At 40.1% G+C, this 17,345-nt stretch carries 16 protein-coding genes; 2 read left to right on the plus strand and 14 right to left on the minus strand.

Annotation, left to right across the window (positions count from 1 at the left end):
• Positions 1 to 2: 2 nt before the first annotated feature.
• The 12 genes from K1F36_RS01635 to K1F36_RS01690 form a co-directional block, all read right to left on the minus strand.
• Entirely contained in the window at positions 3 to 1,079 is a 1,077-nt protein-coding gene (locus K1F36_RS01635) for an AMP-binding protein (protein WP_258538894.1), read from the minus strand.
• On the minus strand, positions 1,054 to 2,016 hold the full coding sequence (locus tag K1F36_RS01640) for a CPBP family intramembrane glutamic endopeptidase (protein WP_220112231.1): 963 nt from the start codon (positions 2,014 to 2,016) through the stop codon (positions 1,054 to 1,056). Before K1F36_RS01640 ends, K1F36_RS01635 begins: the two co-directional genes overlap by 26 nt.
• Positions 2,007 to 3,059 (minus strand): o-succinylbenzoate synthase, encoded by a 1,053-nt coding sequence (gene menC, locus K1F36_RS01645; RefSeq protein ID WP_220112232.1) that lies wholly within the window; start codon positions 3,057 to 3,059, stop codon positions 2,007 to 2,009. The genes K1F36_RS01640 and menC overlap by 10 nt, the downstream gene beginning before the upstream one ends.
• 58 nt (positions 3,060 to 3,117) lie before the next feature.
• Positions 3,118 to 5,079 carry a histidine kinase dimerization/phosphoacceptor domain -containing protein gene (locus K1F36_RS01650; protein ID WP_220112233.1) on the minus strand — a complete coding sequence of 654 codons (1,962 nt, stop codon included), beginning with the start codon at positions 5,077 to 5,079 and terminating at the stop codon, positions 3,118 to 3,120.
• Positions 5,080 to 5,626: 547 nt separating this feature from the next.
• Entirely contained in the window at positions 5,627 to 6,382 is a 756-nt protein-coding gene (locus K1F36_RS01655) for a LytR/AlgR family response regulator transcription factor (RefSeq protein ID WP_207031793.1), read from the minus strand.
• Between the two features lie 32 nt (positions 6,383 to 6,414).
• On the minus strand, positions 6,415 to 7,323 hold the full coding sequence (gene menA / locus K1F36_RS01660; RefSeq protein WP_220112234.1) for a 1,4-dihydroxy-2-naphthoate octaprenyltransferase: 909 nt from the start codon (positions 7,321 to 7,323) through the stop codon (positions 6,415 to 6,417).
• Between the two features lie 2 nt (positions 7,324 to 7,325).
• Positions 7,326 to 7,925 (minus strand): SPOR domain-containing protein, encoded by a 600-nt coding sequence (locus tag K1F36_RS01665; protein WP_108244167.1) that lies wholly within the window; start codon positions 7,923 to 7,925, stop codon positions 7,326 to 7,328.
• Between the two features lie 147 nt (positions 7,926 to 8,072).
• The gene (locus K1F36_RS01670; RefSeq protein ID WP_220112235.1) at positions 8,073 to 8,903 is read right to left on the minus strand and encodes a CvfB family protein; all 831 of its coding nucleotides are present in this window, start codon (positions 8,901 to 8,903) and stop codon (positions 8,073 to 8,075) included.
• 78 nt (positions 8,904 to 8,981) lie between these two features.
• Positions 8,982 to 9,323: a DUF2853 family protein gene (locus K1F36_RS01675; RefSeq protein WP_220112236.1), complete on the minus strand. Its 342-nt coding sequence runs from the start codon at positions 9,321 to 9,323 to the stop codon at positions 8,982 to 8,984.
• Positions 9,324 to 9,362: 39 nt separating this feature from the next.
• Entirely contained in the window at positions 9,363 to 11,102 is a 1,740-nt protein-coding gene (gene menD, locus K1F36_RS01680) for a 2-succinyl-5-enolpyruvyl-6-hydroxy-3-cyclohexene-1-carboxylic-acid synthase (protein WP_220112237.1), read from the minus strand.
• Between the two features lie 55 nt (positions 11,103 to 11,157).
• Entirely contained in the window at positions 11,158 to 12,219 is a 1,062-nt protein-coding gene (locus K1F36_RS01685; protein WP_258538895.1) for a chorismate-binding protein, read from the minus strand.
• The gene (locus K1F36_RS01690) at positions 12,200 to 12,622 is read right to left on the minus strand and encodes a PaaI family thioesterase (protein ID WP_207031802.1); all 423 of its coding nucleotides are present in this window, start codon (positions 12,620 to 12,622) and stop codon (positions 12,200 to 12,202) included. The genes K1F36_RS01685 and K1F36_RS01690 overlap by 20 nt, the downstream gene beginning before the upstream one ends.
• Positions 12,623 to 12,684: 62 nt before the next feature.
• On the opposite strand from K1F36_RS01690, the gene K1F36_RS01695 reads away from it, so the two are divergent.
• Positions 12,685 to 13,332, plus strand: a complete 648-nt coding sequence (locus K1F36_RS01695; protein ID WP_220112238.1) for an alpha/beta hydrolase — start codon at positions 12,685 to 12,687, stop codon at positions 13,330 to 13,332.
• Between the two features lie 2 nt (positions 13,333 to 13,334).
• On the opposite strand, the gene K1F36_RS01700 is transcribed toward K1F36_RS01695, so the two are convergent.
• Both K1F36_RS01700 and K1F36_RS01705 read right to left on the minus strand, forming a co-directional pair.
• Positions 13,335 to 14,261 carry a hypothetical protein gene (locus K1F36_RS01700; protein ID WP_220112239.1) on the minus strand — a complete coding sequence of 309 codons (927 nt, stop codon included), beginning with the start codon at positions 14,259 to 14,261 and terminating at the stop codon, positions 13,335 to 13,337.
• 77 nt (positions 14,262 to 14,338) lie between these two features.
• Positions 14,339 to 15,595 carry an NAD(P)/FAD-dependent oxidoreductase gene (locus K1F36_RS01705; RefSeq protein WP_220112240.1) on the minus strand — a complete coding sequence of 419 codons (1,257 nt, stop codon included), beginning with the start codon at positions 15,593 to 15,595 and terminating at the stop codon, positions 14,339 to 14,341.
• 132 nt (positions 15,596 to 15,727) lie between these two features.
• Here K1F36_RS01705 and K1F36_RS01710 point away from each other — a divergent pair, with 132 nt between their 5' ends.
• Entirely contained in the window at positions 15,728 to 17,278 is a 1,551-nt protein-coding gene (locus K1F36_RS01710) for a M28 family peptidase (RefSeq protein WP_220112241.1), read from the plus strand.
• Positions 17,279 to 17,345 lie beyond the last annotated feature (67 nt).

Here is a 17,345-nt window from a genome sequence, read left to right on the forward strand (position 1 = left end):
ACTTAGCCTATTTGTTCCAAGGTTTTTTTTCTATCCACCTTTCTTGTTGAGGTCTCCACAAAGGATTTCATAAAATACACTTGTTTGGGAACTTCATATTTTGATATCCCCTCCAAAGCCTTGATGGCTTTTAGTAGTCCTGCCTCATTCATTGGTCCACATTCCATTACAAGCACCAATTTTTCACCCAATCGGTCGTCTGGTAAGCCTGTTACAAAGAAGCGTGGTTCTATTAGGGTGGAAAGCTTTTGTTCTATTTTTTCAGGAATGAGTTTGATCCCTCCTGAATTGATTATGGAATCATGGCGCCCCAACCAAAGAAATTGATTTTTGTTGATAAGCTCAACCACATCATTAGTGATGATATTACTATCTGAAATTTTCGGCGCATCAATCACAAGGCATCCTCTGTCATCTTGTGAGACAGAAACATCTGGAAGCGTTTCAAATGGATTCACTTTCTTCCCATCCATTTTCTTTACCGCAATATGGGTAATGGTTTCCGTCATACCATAGGTTTCATAAGCACCAACGGGCAATTTGGATAGCTCGTTCCTTAAATTCGAATCCACAGGAGCACCGCCGATTATAATTTGGCCTACCCTATCCATTTGATGTATCGAATTTTGGACCTGTAACGGTACCATGGCCACAAAATCATAGATGTTATCAGTATCTTTTAGTGGGCTTGAAGAAGGTTCCACCATATCTAAATGCAGTCCGAGAACCATGGCACGGACCAACATCATTTTGCCGGCAATACCTGTGCAAGGAAGGCATAAAAGTGCTCTCTGTTCTGGCTTTAACCGAAAATATTCACCTGTGGCCAAGGCCGAATTGACCATGTGCTCTTTTTTAAGGACTATGGTCTTTGGTTTTCCTGTAGATCCCGATGTTTGAACTTGTACAGTAGATTCTTGGGAAGTCCAATCCAACAAAAACTCACCGATAGATCTTTGAAAATCTTGGCCTTCCTCCACTAATTCATCAGCGAACTTTTCAAGTCCTCCAACCGAGTAGGAGGCTTTATTTAATTGAAAGTCAGGATGAATTTTATGCCAAGTCGGATTCTCCATCATTTAGTGCCATATATTCTTCTCTGGACAAAACTCTTCCAAAAAGTTTCTCCTTCCAGTTTTTCCAACCATACTTTTTAGAGAAAATAAACAGTAAAATTGGATAAATTACAAACACCGGAATTAATACATCCCATCCTATAACCGGTTCGGAAACATCCCTGTAAATGGAATGGGTCCGGAATGCGGTCCAATCAGCGGTGACAAGGAGCGCCGTAAAGAAGTTGTTGGCCGCATGAAAACCCAAGGGCAATTCCAATCCTTCGTCCATCAATGTCAAAATGCCCAAGAAAAAACCTGTTCCTATGTAATAGATCAAGATGCCATACCCCAATTTATCAACCTCTGGATTGAGAATATGTAGCAATCCGAACAAGGACGAACTCACCACAAAGGGCAACCATTTATTTTTTGATGCGATACCGATAGACTGCATAAGATAGCCTCTTGTAAAATATTCCTCGAAGCTGGTCTGGATAGGTATAAAGATGATGGAAATCAACAATAGCACTAAAAATGGACCTGCTTCAAAGGAAAACTCATAGTTCTCCGGTGAAAAATAAATATCCAAAAAAACCAGGGCCGATGATACCACTCCCCATAAAACGAATGAAAACGTGATTCTTTTCCAATCGATTCGTTTTCTTGATGTGGTAAAGTCCTTAAATGAAAGTCTGTGTATGAATTTAACAGCTACCCATAAACTTACCATGGCCGCAAAAAAGGTAAGCAGCACCAATAAAAAGAAAAAATTGAGGCCCAAGGTATCGGCCATAGCTCCATAATCCGTGGATATTGAATTGATTGAGTCCGACTTTAAGATCATTGCTGCAATTAAGGGTATGCCTCCCAAAAATTGCCACCCAACGATGACAATCAGAAATCCAACAAAATATCTCCAACGTTCGGTAAATCCTTTGTATGCTTGTTCTATGTACATATTTCCTGTATTAAATCCATGTTCCAGGTCCTCGTTCGCCTATAAAAAAGTTTGCCTTCGAAAACTTCCAAAGGGCTATCAATATTATTGGTGAACAGACTTCCTGTTCCCAGCCCTTGTGGCATTTTAGTGTTCAAAGAATATGTGAACTGTGCTATTGCGTTCAATCCAATATTACTTTCCAATGCACTGGTTATCCACCAATCTATGTTATCATTTTCGGCCAAAGTTATCCATTCATTACTGCCGCCAATACCCCCCACTAAACTTGGTTTTAGAATAATGTATTGTGGTTGTATGGTTTGTAGTAGTTTCTTCTTTTCCGTTACATCAAAAACACCGATTAATTCCTCGTCCAAGGCAATAGGAAGTGGAGTGCTTTCACAAAGATTTGCCATTTCTTCCCATTGGCCCGCTTTAATGGGCTGTTCAATGGAATGTATCTTGAACTGTGCCAGCCTTTCCAACTTTTCCTGTGCTTCTTTGGGTTTAAAAGCGCCATTGGCATCCACTCTTAATTCGATGTCCTCAGGGGAAAATCTTTCTCGGATGGATTTTAGTATGGATATTTCCTTTTCAAAATCTATGGCCCCTATTTTCATTTTGATGCACCCGAAACCATCCTTTAGTTTTTGTTCCAATTGTTTGAGCATATAATCCGTATCCCCCATCCAAATGAGGCCATTGATTGGAATCGGTGATTCCTTTTGGGTGAAATCTGAAGCGAATAATTCAAATGGATCGGTGGATTGTAAGGACAACAATGCTTGTTCAAGTCCAAACTGGATGGAGGGAAACTCTTTAAGTTGATTCAACAACTCTTCCTTATCCAAATGGATGTTGGCACAGGTCCACTGCAATTTTTCTTGGAAATCAGGTCGGTCATCCACGCTTAATCCACTTAAAATACCACATTCCCCTATACCAAATCCTTTTTCACTTTTTATGATGATGAACCAAGTTTCCTTTTGCGTCATAACCCCGCGCGAAGTACCGCTGGGAACTTTAAAATTGAGGGTATACTTTTTATAGGTTGCTTTCATGGAGTGTGGATTCAAATTTAAGTTTTTTTTGAATCCTACAAGACCGGATAGGGCCAAATCAACTAAAGTTGAACCAAAAACGAACGCCCTCGACCTGTCTGTCCACATTCAATTTGGACTGAAGCTGATTGACCAACCTATTGATCAAACGAATACCCATAGAGGAGTTTGACCGTTCATCGGTATCATCTGGAAGTCCCACACCATTGTCGGTATATTCAAAATAGCCCTGGTCCCCATTTTTTCGTAGATGAATGTAGATTTTTCCGTTTTCGTCGTTTTCGGGAAAAGCATATTTAAATGAGTTGGAAACGAGTTCATTCAAGATCAACCCGAACGGAATTGCACGGTCAATGTCCAGTTCGGTACCTTCCGCATCAATGGTAATACTGATATTGTGTCCGCCTTTTTTGTAAACAGATTGCACGCTATTGATCAAACTTTCAATATATCCCTGCATCTCAATCACGGAGAGGTCATCGTTCTGATACAATTTTTGATGAATCAATGCCATGGCCTTCACCCTACTCTTTCCTTCTTCCAGAGCTACTATTGCTGCTTTGCTTCGCGTGTTCTTCGTCTGCAAGCTTAATAGGCTGCTCACCATCTGAAGATTGTTCTTGACCCTATGATGGATTTCTTTCAACAATGAATCTTTTTCAACAAGCGAGTTTTCGATAATATGCTTTTGTTCGGCAATCAATCGCTGGTTTTTGATACTTTTTAGATAGGCATAAACCAGTCCAGCAAAACCCAATAAGGTAAATATCAATGAAATAAACACTAAGTTGATCCGCTCATCCTTGGCTTTCATTTCGCTACGGGCCAGCTCATTGATACGTTTTTGCTCGTCGATAAGCCTTTGGGAATTCTCTAAATCCTCGTTGGCAACAATGGTCACCAACTGTTGTTTGATCAATGCCGACTGTTTTTTTGCCAACGAATCTTTTATTCTTTCGTTACGCTTGTAATAGATGGAAGCATTCTTATAATTTTCCACTTTGTCATAAAAAGCAGCTAAAAGACTGTTCTTTTTAATGATCTGAAGAACGGTAATATTGTCAAATTCGGTATCCAAATGCTTTTTTGCTTCGGTAAATCGTTCCAATTGCAGATTGGCCTCGGCCAAGTACATGGTATTCTCCACCACCTCGCTCTGATCGTTATTGTTCGGTGATTTCTTTAAAGTTTCAATGCTCGTTTCCAAAAGAGGTATGGCTTCCTCATATTCTCCCAGCATTACATGGCATTTAGCAATATTCCCCTCTATTTCCGCTTTTAGAAGTTCACTTTCGAATATGTCCGATTCACTCTTTTGAGTGGAAATATCGTTCATGTAAACCCCAAGGTAGGAATTTGCTTTTTTTAGCTCGCTCAAAGCCGTAGGTGCAGAATCATCAAGACGTAAATAGTTTCCAACCTTGCTGTGGTATTGGGCCAGCTTAAAGCTTTCGTTATCGGCAATGGTGGGCTTTACCTCCATTATGTACTGATTCCTGGCCTTTCTATATAAACCAAGATTGCTGTAGATATCGTAAAAGGAAACGTTGTTTGTGATGCCCAACTCCCGTTTTTGCTTCCTTATTTCAATTTGTTTGTCGAACAATTGAAGATTTGCATAGTTATCGTCGAGTACCTCCAAAACAATTTTCTGTGACTCAGGATCCAAGGAACCCTTGATATCATAAAGTTCCTTGGCCAAAGCAGTGCTCTTGTCATATTCGCCCAGATCATTGTATATCTGTGCCTGCATCACCTTATATAGCTGTACCGCAGTGGAATCTGAGGTTTTTTCGGCGTTGGCCATGTAAATTTTAATGGTATCCAACCAATCGTATGCCGAGTTCACATTGTAACGGTCCAAGGAATTGAAGAATACCTCAAAACGAGCCGATGGTAGATCGGTGTCCTCGAACTCCTTTAGTACACTTTGCTCATTATCATCAATATTCTGAGCGGTAGAGGTAAAAAGAAAAACAAAGTATACTGCGGTAAATAAAAATCTTACGTAACGTCCCATTAATTAAATTGATACAGTGACCCGGAATCTTCCAACAGCCCTAGTATTATTATCGTGCCCTTTTTTCCTTTATTGTACCCGATATCCTAAATCAATGCCAAAATTGAACATTATGTGAAATTAAAAGGTATGGGGTATATAAAGAACGTTAGTTTGACCACAAAATTAAATGCCAAGCTATAGACTTGACCGTTATTGTTGTGAAAGTGTTGTTTTGTGTTGTGAAACTACCCAAGCAGTATGTGAAGTTGTATTTTATCGATGTTTTCTGCTTTTTATGGAATCTTACAGTAAGATAGGATACTTGTAAAATTGAAAAAGGCCCTGCTTTTTACAACAAGACCCTTTTACGAGAACACTATATGAAAATGAAAAAATTACTTTCTGAATTATTAACACTGCTAAAATATGACCGATTCACCCATCAAGAAAAATATTGTTGCGAACTCCTTAAAAGTTGTGGTCTTTCTCTTTTAAAAGTGTTGTAGCAAAAAAAAAGCGTCCTAACGGAACGCTTATATATATCTTTTGTTAAATCACTTGAACATTAACTGTTCATCGAAGAAAGGATGAACTCCTTAAAGTCTTTTGAAATAGGTATCAAGTTATTATTGATCATAATATCCTTTGAGTTGATGGCATCAATATGATCTACATTAACGATATATGACTTATGCGCCCTATAAAATTTATTCTTTGGTAATTTCTCCAAATAATCCTTTAAGGGGGAACGTACCAAAAACTTTTTGTCGGCCGTGTTTACTTCCAAATAAACGTTATCGGCCTTAATAAACTGAATATCACTAAACTGGATTCTATAATAGAGATGTTGCTTCTTGACAAAAATAGAATCTTTCAATATGGAATTGGATGTTATCTCATCTGCTGCATCGTCATCCGCTACCTTCTGGTTCCCTTTTTTCTCGTAGTTAAAATTGGAAAGGGCAATTTCAATAGAGGTATAAAGATCTTGTTGTTCAAAAGGTTTTACCAAATAGCCATCTGGTTTTACTGTCTTGGCGTTCTCTACCGTGGCGCGGTCTGAGTTGGAGGTAACAAATATGAAAGGAATGTTATAGGTATCGCGAATATGCTTTCCAAGGTCGATACCTGTTTTGTCCGAGGCCAAAATAATATCGATAAGCACAAGGTCCACGTGATTATTCTTCAATACGTCCACGGCCTGCTCATAAACAATGACATTGTCCACAATCTCATAGCCGATTTCCTCCAACATGGATTGCATGTCATCTGCGATGATGACATTATCCTCTACGATCAAAATTTTTATCGGATGTTCCAAGTTCCTCTAAGTTTATTTGGTTGTATTCAAATTTACAAAAAAATATTAACAGATATTAAGAATAAAATAGCTAAAAGAAAGGTACTCAGGGCTACTTTTTTTAATTCCGTGTCCAAATCTCCAGGGTTTTGTGTCAGCCCTACTTTGCGTAAATGTATCAAAAGGGGAACAAATGCCAACATAAAAAAAGACGTTTTCCAATTTAAGTCTTCTATCCAAATAAATAATGCGAAACAGAACAAAGCCATCAATATCAAGAAAAAGTGATAACGCTTCCCATTATCGAACCCCATTTTTACGACCATTGTGATCTTACCATGTTTTTTGTCAGATACCGCATCACGAAGATTGTTCAGGTTCAATACCGCTACGCATAAAAAACCAATGGCAACAGCTGGCAAAACATCGTTCCAACCCAAGGATTTTGTATAGAGAAACTTGCTGCCCAACACTCCGAGCAAGCCAAAAAATAGGAACACAAACAAATCCCCCATCCCTCGATAACCATAAGCATTGGAACCAACAGTATATTTTATAGCGGCCCAGACGCTTAAAAGACCAAGTACAAAAAAAATAAGTATGTAAAAGAAATTCTCCAAGCCAAAAGCCATATAAATCAGTGCTATGGCGATTAGCATACTTATAACAATGGAGATAATTATCCCTTTTTTGAGAGATCCTCTGGTTATGGAACCACTTTGGATGGCCCTAGCAGGCCCTATCCTATCTTCGTTATCGGTTCCCTTTACCCCATCTCCATAATCATTGGCGAAATTTGAGGTGACCTGAAAACCAACAGTGGTCAAGAGGGCCAAAATAAATATAGTACCATCGAACTGGCCTTCCATTACGGCCAATCCAGTTCCTACAATGATTCCCGAAAAAGAAAGAGGGAGTGTGCGCAGTCTAGCAGCTTGTACCCAAGCCTTAGTGTTTCCCAAGATTAATACGGATCTTCTATTTTAACTCTTTGGCCATCCTTATAAGATGCCACAAATGCATCTTGGAAACCCATTTGCACCAATTGTTTTCTAAATTTCTGAGCTTCTTCCAAAGTCTCAAAATTACCCAGTGAATAGGCATAAAAAGGGTTGGTCTTCACAAAAAGTGTATTTGTCAACGCCTCGGAGGCCAAGGTCACATTGTTTTCGACAAAGGATTTTACCTGAACAGAATAGATTTTTTCTTTGTTCAAAAACTCCTTTGCCAAGTAAAATTCCTTTACCAAGCTCAATTCTTCGTTCTGGGATTTCAGATTGTTTATTCTTGCCTTTATCACGTCCAAACTATCCAATGATACCAAAACATTGCTTTGGTTTTCAAAGGACTGTTTACTGCTCAGTCCGGCCGTAAACGATGTGATGGCCAATGTTCCGATTACAAAGAGACCTACAAAACCCAACAAGATGTTTCGTTGTAGTTTAATCTTTTTTAGATCTTTATTTTTGAATTTTATTTGATCGAGCAGTCTCTCGTTGATAATCTGGGCCTTGTCTATATCCTTATGAAGGTCCAATAAATCGCTTTCTTCAATAAAAGGCATATTGTATAGGGAGTTATAATTATGCGCTACGCTAAAAGCGTAGCTACCAATAAGTTAATCTGAATTGTTACAAAAATAAAATATTTGTTCAAAGAAAAAAACTTTATGGCTCTAAAGCTTGCAATAATCTGCTCTTCAAGACTTTTATTACAATAAATAGATGCCATCTTCTTGAATGTTTATTTTTCGCTGTCGATATAAAATGCCCGCTCCTTTTTTGAAAGCTTTTTTGCTCATGTGAAGGGTACTCATAATTTCATCAGGTGATGATTTATCGTGCAATGGTAAAAACCCATCGTTTTGCACAAGCTTGTCCAAAATCGTTTTGGCCGTGGGCTCCAGCATTTTCGAACCAATGGGCTGCAGGGAAATATCCAATTTTTTATCGTCCCTTACGTTCTTGATAAATCCTTTAAGGTAATCACCAACATTGACCGGCTTAAAAATATCACTATCAAATATGAGTCCTTTGTGACGATTATCCACGATTACTTCCCAGCCCAAAGGAGTCTTTCGGTGCACCAAAAGATCGACTTCATCATTCTGTTCGTACGCTACATTTTCATTGGATAAAAACTTATCTACCCTACTCGAACCGGTCAACCGCATACTCTCCTCGTCCATATAACAATGAACTATGTATGTATTGCCTTCCTCCATGCGTTGGGACTGTTCCCTAAAGGGAACAAGTAAATGTTTCTCCAACCCCCAGTCCATAAAGGCTCCGTATGCCCCCACTTCTACCACTCTTAAATAGGCAAATCCGTTTCGAATGACCTTGGGCTTCAAAGTGGTCGAAATCGGACGTTCCGCATTGTCCAGATAACAGAACACCTCCATTTCTTGGTCAATTTCAAAATCCTCGGGCACATATTTGTTGGGCAAAAGTATTTCCGTGCCTTCATCATCTCCCAAAAAAAGTCCTATGCTGGTGCTCCTGAGCACCTTAAGGGTGTTGTAGTTTCCCAATTCTATCATAAGGCAAAGGTAGCTGTAAATTATGGGTATAAAAAAAGCTGCCCTAATTTGGACAGCTTCTTTACATGGTTCGTAATCTTAATTATAAACCGATTCCTTTCCAAAGTGTTTTGTCAACATATAATAGATGACAGCACGATGTTTATTTTTTTCCGACTTTCCATACGCATCAATAACGCTGTTAACAGATTCCATTAAAGCCGGTGTCTCCGCCAATCCCAATTTCTTGATCAAGAAATTGTTCTTTACCGTTTCCAGTTCCTTTTCGTCAGACCCAGAAACTTTGGAAGCATCCAAATTATAAATGGCTGGCCCCAAACCTATGGCAACTTTTGTCAACAACTCCATATCTGGAGTTTGTCCAAATTTACTTTTGATGTCCTCGGCGTACTTTTCAATTAATTCGTCTCTTTTACTCATAGTGTGTTAGTGTTGTAAATGGATTTTATAGCTAGGCTTCTAAGATATAAAATCGAAGTACCCAAGCAAAATTTTATTGTTCAAAACCCGTGGTGTGGCGACTTCTAGGATTTTTGGCCTTTCCGATCCTGAATAAAATTCCTCCAATCCAACTTCTAATTCATTCTTGTTCTTTGCAGTGATGTGGTCAAAACCATACATTTCTGCTAGATGCTTTGCAGATAGTTGGTGGCTGGTCTCAAAAAAGGTCTCAAACTCTTCGGTATCCTCCTTGCCCGGTAAGATCCTAAAAATGCCACCTCCTGAATTGTTGATGAGTACGATTCTGAAATCAGGTCTCAAATACTTGTTCCACAGTGCATTACTATCATAAAAAAAACTAAGGTCGCCTGTGAGTAAAACGGTTGGCATGTTGCTGTAAATGGAACTGCCTATAGCTGTGGATGTTGTGCCATCGATTCCACTTGTCCCACGATTGCAGAACACTTGCAAGGAAGGGTCCATGGCAAAAAGTTGTGCATACCTTACCGTGGAGCTATTGGCCAAATGTACCTGATACCCTTTGGGTATGTTTTTGATGATGCGGTCAAAAGCCATAAAATCAGAAAATGGGATTTCCTTCAAATAGTCCTTGCGCTTTCTCTCATAGTTATCTTTTCTATGTTCCCAAAACGTTTTAAAATCGCTCTCATCAGAACCATTTGCCCCCATTCTTTTAAAAAACTGATTGGGATTGGTTTTGATGTGCTTTGTCAAACAATAAAAAGTGTCATTGGCTTTCTTGGTATCGATATGCCAATGCTGCTTGGACTTGTACTCCCTCAAAAAAGCCTTTATTTTTTTGGACACGATCAAACCTCCAAAGGTTACCAAGAGTTCAGGTTGCAACTTTTGGAAAAGCTCTTGCCTGTTTTGAGATTTTTCAATTGGCGCGATAATGCTGTCTATACTCTCAAAAAAATCTGGATGATGCAGGTTAGATGTAGTCTCGGTGAACAAGACCGTATTCGGGTCGTTGGCTAATATCTCCAAAACATCCTTATCAATGGCATTGGGACGATTAACACCGACCAAAACCATTTTTCTAGAACTGTTGTTCCAAATTTTGGCCAATTCATCCCAATTTTCTTCCGTCGGGTTACCTAAGCCTGTCTCAATCTCAACGTTTTGTATCTGGACAGAAGGCTCCTCTTCCCTTCCATACAAAGGCTCCTCGAATGGAATGTTGATGTGAACGGGGTACTTTTCATCAAAGGCAACTGCCAGTGCTTTGGCAATCTCTTTCTCGTTATGCACCTGTACTTCTTCTTGACTATTTCCCAACAAGGATTCTCCATATTTTGAAATGGTATTGGTTGCATGGGAAACGTCCTGCTTCAAATTAGCAGAATAGCCAATATGTTTTTCCAGCACATTTTCCTGTCGTATGGTCTGTCCATCGCCAATATCTATTCGATAGCTGGGTCTATCCGCAGATACCACGATCAATGGGATATCGCTATAATATGCCTCCGCTACGGCTGGGTAAAAATTCAACATGGCACTACCGGAAGAGCAAAGTACGGCAACGGGTTCTTGTAAGTGCTGCGCCATTCCCATCGCAAAAAAAGCGGCACAGCGTTCATCAACAATGCTGAAACAGTTAAAAAATGAATTTTTGGTAAAACTAATGGTCAATGGGGCATTTCGGGACCCCGGAGAGATAACTATATTTTTAACACCCTTTGATTTAAAATACAAAACCAAGGTCTGCGCAGCGGGTATATCTGAGTACATCATGGACTACAAAAATACATTATCTGGATGGTAAAAAGCCTAAATAACCAGCATCAATTTACAGGACACCCAGCATAGTCTTGCTCTTGTTCTGGGTTTCTATCCATTCGCTTTCAGGATCAGATGCTTCCGTGATTCCGCCTCCTACAAAAATAGAAGCGACATCTGTTTCCAATTGCATACACCTAAGGTTAACAAATAGGGACAGCTCTCCTTGAGCCCGCAAATTTAACTCGCCCAAAAAGCCCGTGTAAAAGGTTCTTTGGTAATTTTCGTTGGCCTGTATGAATTGTTGTGCCTCCTTGGTTGGAATTCCGCATACGGCAGGGGTTGGATGCAAGGCTCTGATTACTTCCTTAACCTTTAGGTTAGGTAGCATGGTGCCGCGTACCTCCGAACGCAAATGCCATAAGTTACCGGCTCGTACGGACTCTGCTTCATCTATTTCCAAGCGTTCCATGGTATGGGCCAATTTATCGCCAATATACTCGGATACCATTTGTTGTTCCTCGATTTCTTTGTCTCCCCAATCGGGCTTTTTGTTCTCCACATAGGGTAAGGTGGCTGCCAGGGACATGGTCTGTAATTTCTTATCTTTTATCTTCACCAACGTTTCTGGAGTTGCCCCGCACCACGTCCCAACTTTGGGGTGGTAAAAAAGATATCCAAAGGCATTCTGATATCTGTTCAGAAGGGTCTTGAATATGTTGATGGGCGATTTGGTCAAAGGAACCTCAATTTTTCTGGAAAGTACCACTTTTTGAAGTCTCCCCTTTTGAATTTCCCTTATGCCATTTTTCACCAGTTTGATATGACCTTCCTTTCCCGAATCATCGAGGGAAATATCCGAAGTATTTTCTGCTTCTTCGCGCGTGTAACTGCTTTTCCAGAATGTATCGGGCGTCACCAAAACTGTTTGTTCCCCCTCCTTAAAAGGGGCAAAAACAAAACCTTTTTCCGTAAAATCCAAGGGTTGATAGTGTTCCGCGTCGGTTTGAAAAACACCAAAAATATCGTTCTCTCGGGGCTTACGATAGATTACAAAGGGCAGATGATCTTTAAAACTGGCCTCTACCCTATTCCAAATTTCTTGAAGCTCCTTACTTTCTGGGTAACGCAATGGTGGTCAATTTACAGTTGGAAATCAAACGGTCCTCCTCGTCGGTAATCCGTATCTCCCACAATTGGGTGGTTCGGCCTTTGTGAAGAATGGAGGCCTTAGCATATACAAAGCCTTCCTTAATGGAACGTACATGGTTTGCCGCAATTTCGATACCGCGAACAAAAAACTTTTGACCATCCAAAAAAATATAGGATGCGGCGCTTCCCACGCTTTCGGCCAAAGCCACCGATGCTCCTCCATGTAGAACGCCATCGGGTTGGTGGACTTTGGGCGTGACGGGCATTTTGGCCAAGAGAAAGTTTTCGCCAACATCAATATAGGTAATATCCAATGTTTCCATTAATGTGCCCTTGCAAATTTCGTTGCAAACGGACAGAATCTTCTCTTTATGCTCGTTCATCCTTCTACTTTTTTGTAAAATTACATAAAGCTTTGCCAATATCTAAATCAGCAATTTTAAACATGTCCAATACCGAAAAGACTGTTACCTACACTACTGAAAATACATACTTGACCCAGAACGATTTAACCTCCAAAACCAAGAATATATGGTTGGTTTTTCATGGAATAGGCTATTTGAGTCGCTATTTTGTGAAGTATTTTAAAGGGTTAAATACTGATGAAAATTACATTATAGTTCCCCAAGCACCTTCCAAGTATTATCTGAAAAATGAGTACAAATATGTTGGTGCCAGTTGGTTGACCAAAGAAAATACGGAAGCTGAAGTAAATAACGTCCTTAATTATATTGATGCAGTGCTTGAAGCCGAGAGCATACCAAAAGACGTAAATCTTATTCTCTTTGGATTTTCGCAAGGAGTTTCCGTAGCTACGCGATGGCTGGCCAGCAAAAAGGCGAGTTGTAAACTAGTTGCATTATATGCCGGGGGCATTCCCAATGAATTAAAACCCGAGGATTTTGATTTTATGGACTTCGACTCCACAAAGATTAAAATAGTTTATGGCGATCAAGATGAGTTTTTGACACCGGATAGATTAAAAGGCGAAAAAGTGAAAATTGACAGACTGTTTCAAAACAAAGCAGAAACCTTGGTTTTTGAAGGTGGCCACGAAGTGAAGCCTGAAATTATTGAAGGACTGCTGAAATAGGTTTAATTATTTGTCTCTTCCTTTGCTGTTTCTTCTTGATAATATTCGATGTTCCTTGTAATATAGGTATTATTGGGTGTTACAATTTGTTTTACCCAATTGCTGGGCGTGTGATTATCGAACTGAAAAATATATTTATCGGTAGATTCTGTGTTCACCGTTTTCTTTACCATTCTGCTCAACTTACCATCGGTGTAATAGTAAAATCTCTTTTTCTGCGATACAAATTCCTTCCCTGCCATGTCATATAAAAAGTCTTCGCTGGTCACCACTTTTCCGTCTGCATTGAAAACTTCTTCCAAGGCAGTATTGGGCTCGCCGTCAATATATTCTTTGGTCAACACAACCTTTTGGTTGCCATTTGGTCCCTTTTTGGTAGAGGTTCTCACGGTTTTTTGTAAAATTCCATTGGTGAAGGTGCTCACTGTTTGCTCGTTCTTTACCTGGGAATATTCAAAAGTGGTCTCATCGACCCCTTCATCGTTAGAGGAAATCATTTTTATCAATTTCCCTTCGTCATCATAATGGTATTGTTGCTGCTCCAAGAACTGTTTGTCGTATGAGATGATTTTTTCGATAACCTTTCTGTTGGGAACTGTATCGATCTCATAGAAATTGGCCATGGAAGTAGACTCGTCCAAAACCTTGCCCTTATAACTTTCCATCCGCTTCTCCACCAACTCACCATAATCATATTTATAATAAGTAATATCCTGGTCGGTGTCGTTGTACTGGGTTATGGTCCTTGTCAATGTGCCATCTCGGTTAAACTCGAACAGTTCCTTACCGTAGTCCGTGGTGACCAAACATGACTTTACAGGGCCTTTAAGGTCGAAATCCTCTACTTTGAAAATCTGGATTTCTTGGGACCAAAGTCCAAGAACCTGTATCAATGAAAAAAGGGAAAAGATGGTGTAGTGTTTTTTCATGCTGTAAAATTACTTGTAAAAAATTCAACTGAAAAATCTGAACCGCATATATCCTGCCAGAATCGACAAGAAATCACTTAAAATTTACGTAGGGGATCAAATGGGGAAATATCCATAGAAGTTTTGGCCCCAGATATAATCTCGGTAACCAATTTTCCCGTGGCAGGTCCAAGGCTCCATCCCATCATGGCATGACCTGTGGCAATGGTTAGGTTATCTATATTCTTTGGCTTCCCAATGTAGGGAAGACCATCGGGTGATACGGGACGAAGCCCACATTTTGCATTCTGTTTTGCCTCTTCCGGAATTTGAAGTCCCCTATAATAATGTTCAACGCCCTTGGCAATGGCCTCTACCCTCTCTTTTCGGATAGTATGATTGATACCGGAAAACTCCATGGTCCCCGCAAAACGGGTAAAGCCCTCCATTGGTGTAACGGCAATCTTTTTCTCCATTAAAATGGCCGGCATGGTAATGTTTGTGGGTTCTCCCACATTGATTCGATATCCCTTCCCGGCCTGCAATGGCAGTTTTAGGTTTAATTTTTTGGAAAGTTCTGATGTCCAAGACCCCGCGGCAAAGACCACTTCGTCAGCTTTATAGGATGTGTTTGCTGTCTTTACCTCGGAAACTTTTCCTTCTGATACAGATATATCGGTAACCTCTTCATTTTTATGGATGTTTACACCTGCTCTTTCCAAATAGGCCACCATTCTTTTCATGATCAGCGGTGGTGTGGTATGCCTGTCACATTCCCAAAGTATGGCACCCTCTGCATTAAAATCAACCCCTGGCTCTATCTCTTTAAGCTCCTCTTTTGAAAGATGCTTTCCAACCAAACCCATTTCAGCTCCTTTTTTCACAACTTCCATTTCATGGTCGAACGCCTCATTGGTCTGGTAGACCATCATCAAACCTTGATCTCCAATGTTAAAATCCCCTAGATCGCCGGAAGCCCGAATGCCCTCATATAACTCCCTGCTCAAAAGGTTGATATCCCTAATAACGGGCATTGCCTTTTCTACCTTGGCCTTGGTTGACGATTTTTTGAAATATAATGTCCATCTCAAAAAATCCAAGTCCAATCGCGGCTTCATATAAAATGGACTGGAAGAATTGAACATATATTTCAACCCTTGTGTAATCATTCCCGGAGATGCCAAGGAAACGATATGGCTCGGGGTAAGGTACCCTGCATTTACGAAGGAAGCGCCGGAAGTAATATCCGATTTGTCCAGAACGGTAACCGTATGCCCTGCCTTATGTAAATAGTATGCCGTGGATAGCCCCACGATTCCACCACCGACCACTACAACACTTTTGTTCTTGCCCATTGCCACAACTTTAAGGTATTCATCAAAAGAGCAGCCAAGATACATAAAGGCCTTGAAAATGTTAATCGGAACAAAGGGATTTCTTTATCAAACTTTTGACTATTTTTGGAAGATTTTGAAAAATACAGACGAATGAAAAAATTATCCTTACTGGTCTTGGGCTTGGCCTTTGCCTGCAATTCTTCACAAAAAACAGTTTCAGAGGCTCCGAAACCAGTTGTTGATCCTGTTCCCTATGCGGAAACAATAACTCAGGATGACCTAAAGCAACACTTGTACACTTATGCTTCGGACGAGTTCGAAGGCAGGGAAACCGGTACTCCCGGCCAAAAGAAAGCGGTGGAATACATTAGGGCACACTACCAGTCCTTAAATGTACCGGCTGCACAATCCAACGGCGACTATTTTCAAAAAGTTCCTTTGGAGGTGTCCAAAGTTCCCGAAGGCAGTTTAAGCATCAACGGTACGTCCTTTGAGGTTGGTGAAGATGTATTGACCTTCGCACAAGCCAAGGGAAACTATAATACGGTAGTCTATGCCGGATATGGAATAGAAGATGGTGACTATTCAGACTATAGTGGAATTGATGTGAAAGGAAAGTTTGTTTTGATCAAAGCTGGCGAACCTGTAGATGATAGCGGAAACTATTTGATTACAGGAAATATGGAAAAATCAGTTTGGAGCAACGCATCCGAAGCGATTGGAAAAAAACGTGACATCGCAAAAGAAAAAGGGGCCATCGGTGTACTTTATTACGATATGTTGAGCTTTCCTCGATTCCAAGGCTATTTTCAGTTTATGAAGAACAATGACAGCGGCAGAATGCAATTGGCCGCAGATAGTAGCGATGAAATCCTTATTTATTTAAATGATGAAGCTGCTAAAGCCTTGAAAAGTGATATTGAAGAGGACAATGTTCCCAAATCCATTTCTGCCGATATAAAAATGGATATCACCAGCGGAAATGAGCAAGTCGGTTCAGAAAATGTGGTGGCATTCATCGAAGGAACAGAAAAACCTGATGAATACGTGATTATCTCTTCACACTTGGACCACATTGGTATTACAGGGAACGGAGATATTAATAACGGGGCCGATGATGACGGTTCTGGAACCGTGGCATTGCTTGAGATTGCCCAAGCCTTTAAAAAAGCTGCCGGTGAGGGCAATGGGCCAAAACGATCTCTAGTATTCTTACATGTTACAGGCGAGGAAAAAGGACTATTGGGCTCTAGATATTATACCGACGTTGAACCCGTTTTTCCATTGGAAAATACGGTTGCGGACCTAAATATTGATATGATAGGTAGAATAGACCCAAATTATGGTGGAGCCAGAAACTACTTGTATTTGATAGGTTCGGATAAATTGAGCACAGAATTGCACAAGCTGTCCGAAGAGGTCAATAAAAAATACAGTAATATTGAATTTGATTACACCTATAATGATGAGAACGACCCCAATCGTTTTTATTACCGAAGCGATCACTACAATTTTGCTAAGAACAATATTCCCATCATTTTCTATTTTAACGGTACACACGCGGATTATCACCGACCCAGCGATACTCCCGATAAAATAAACTATGACCTATTGGAAAACCGTACCCGTCTTATTTTCCATACCGCTTGGGAAATCGCCAACAGGCCCAGCAGATTATTGGTGGACAAAGCTGCTGATTAAAAGCTTGATTGACAAAATAGTAAAGCCCTCTTGATGAGGGCTTTTTTTATAATCTAAGGATTTAAAA

The organism is Flagellimonas abyssi (assembly GCF_019457905.1).
GTDB lineage: Bacteria > Bacteroidota > Bacteroidia > Flavobacteriales > Flavobacteriaceae > Flagellimonas > Flagellimonas abyssi.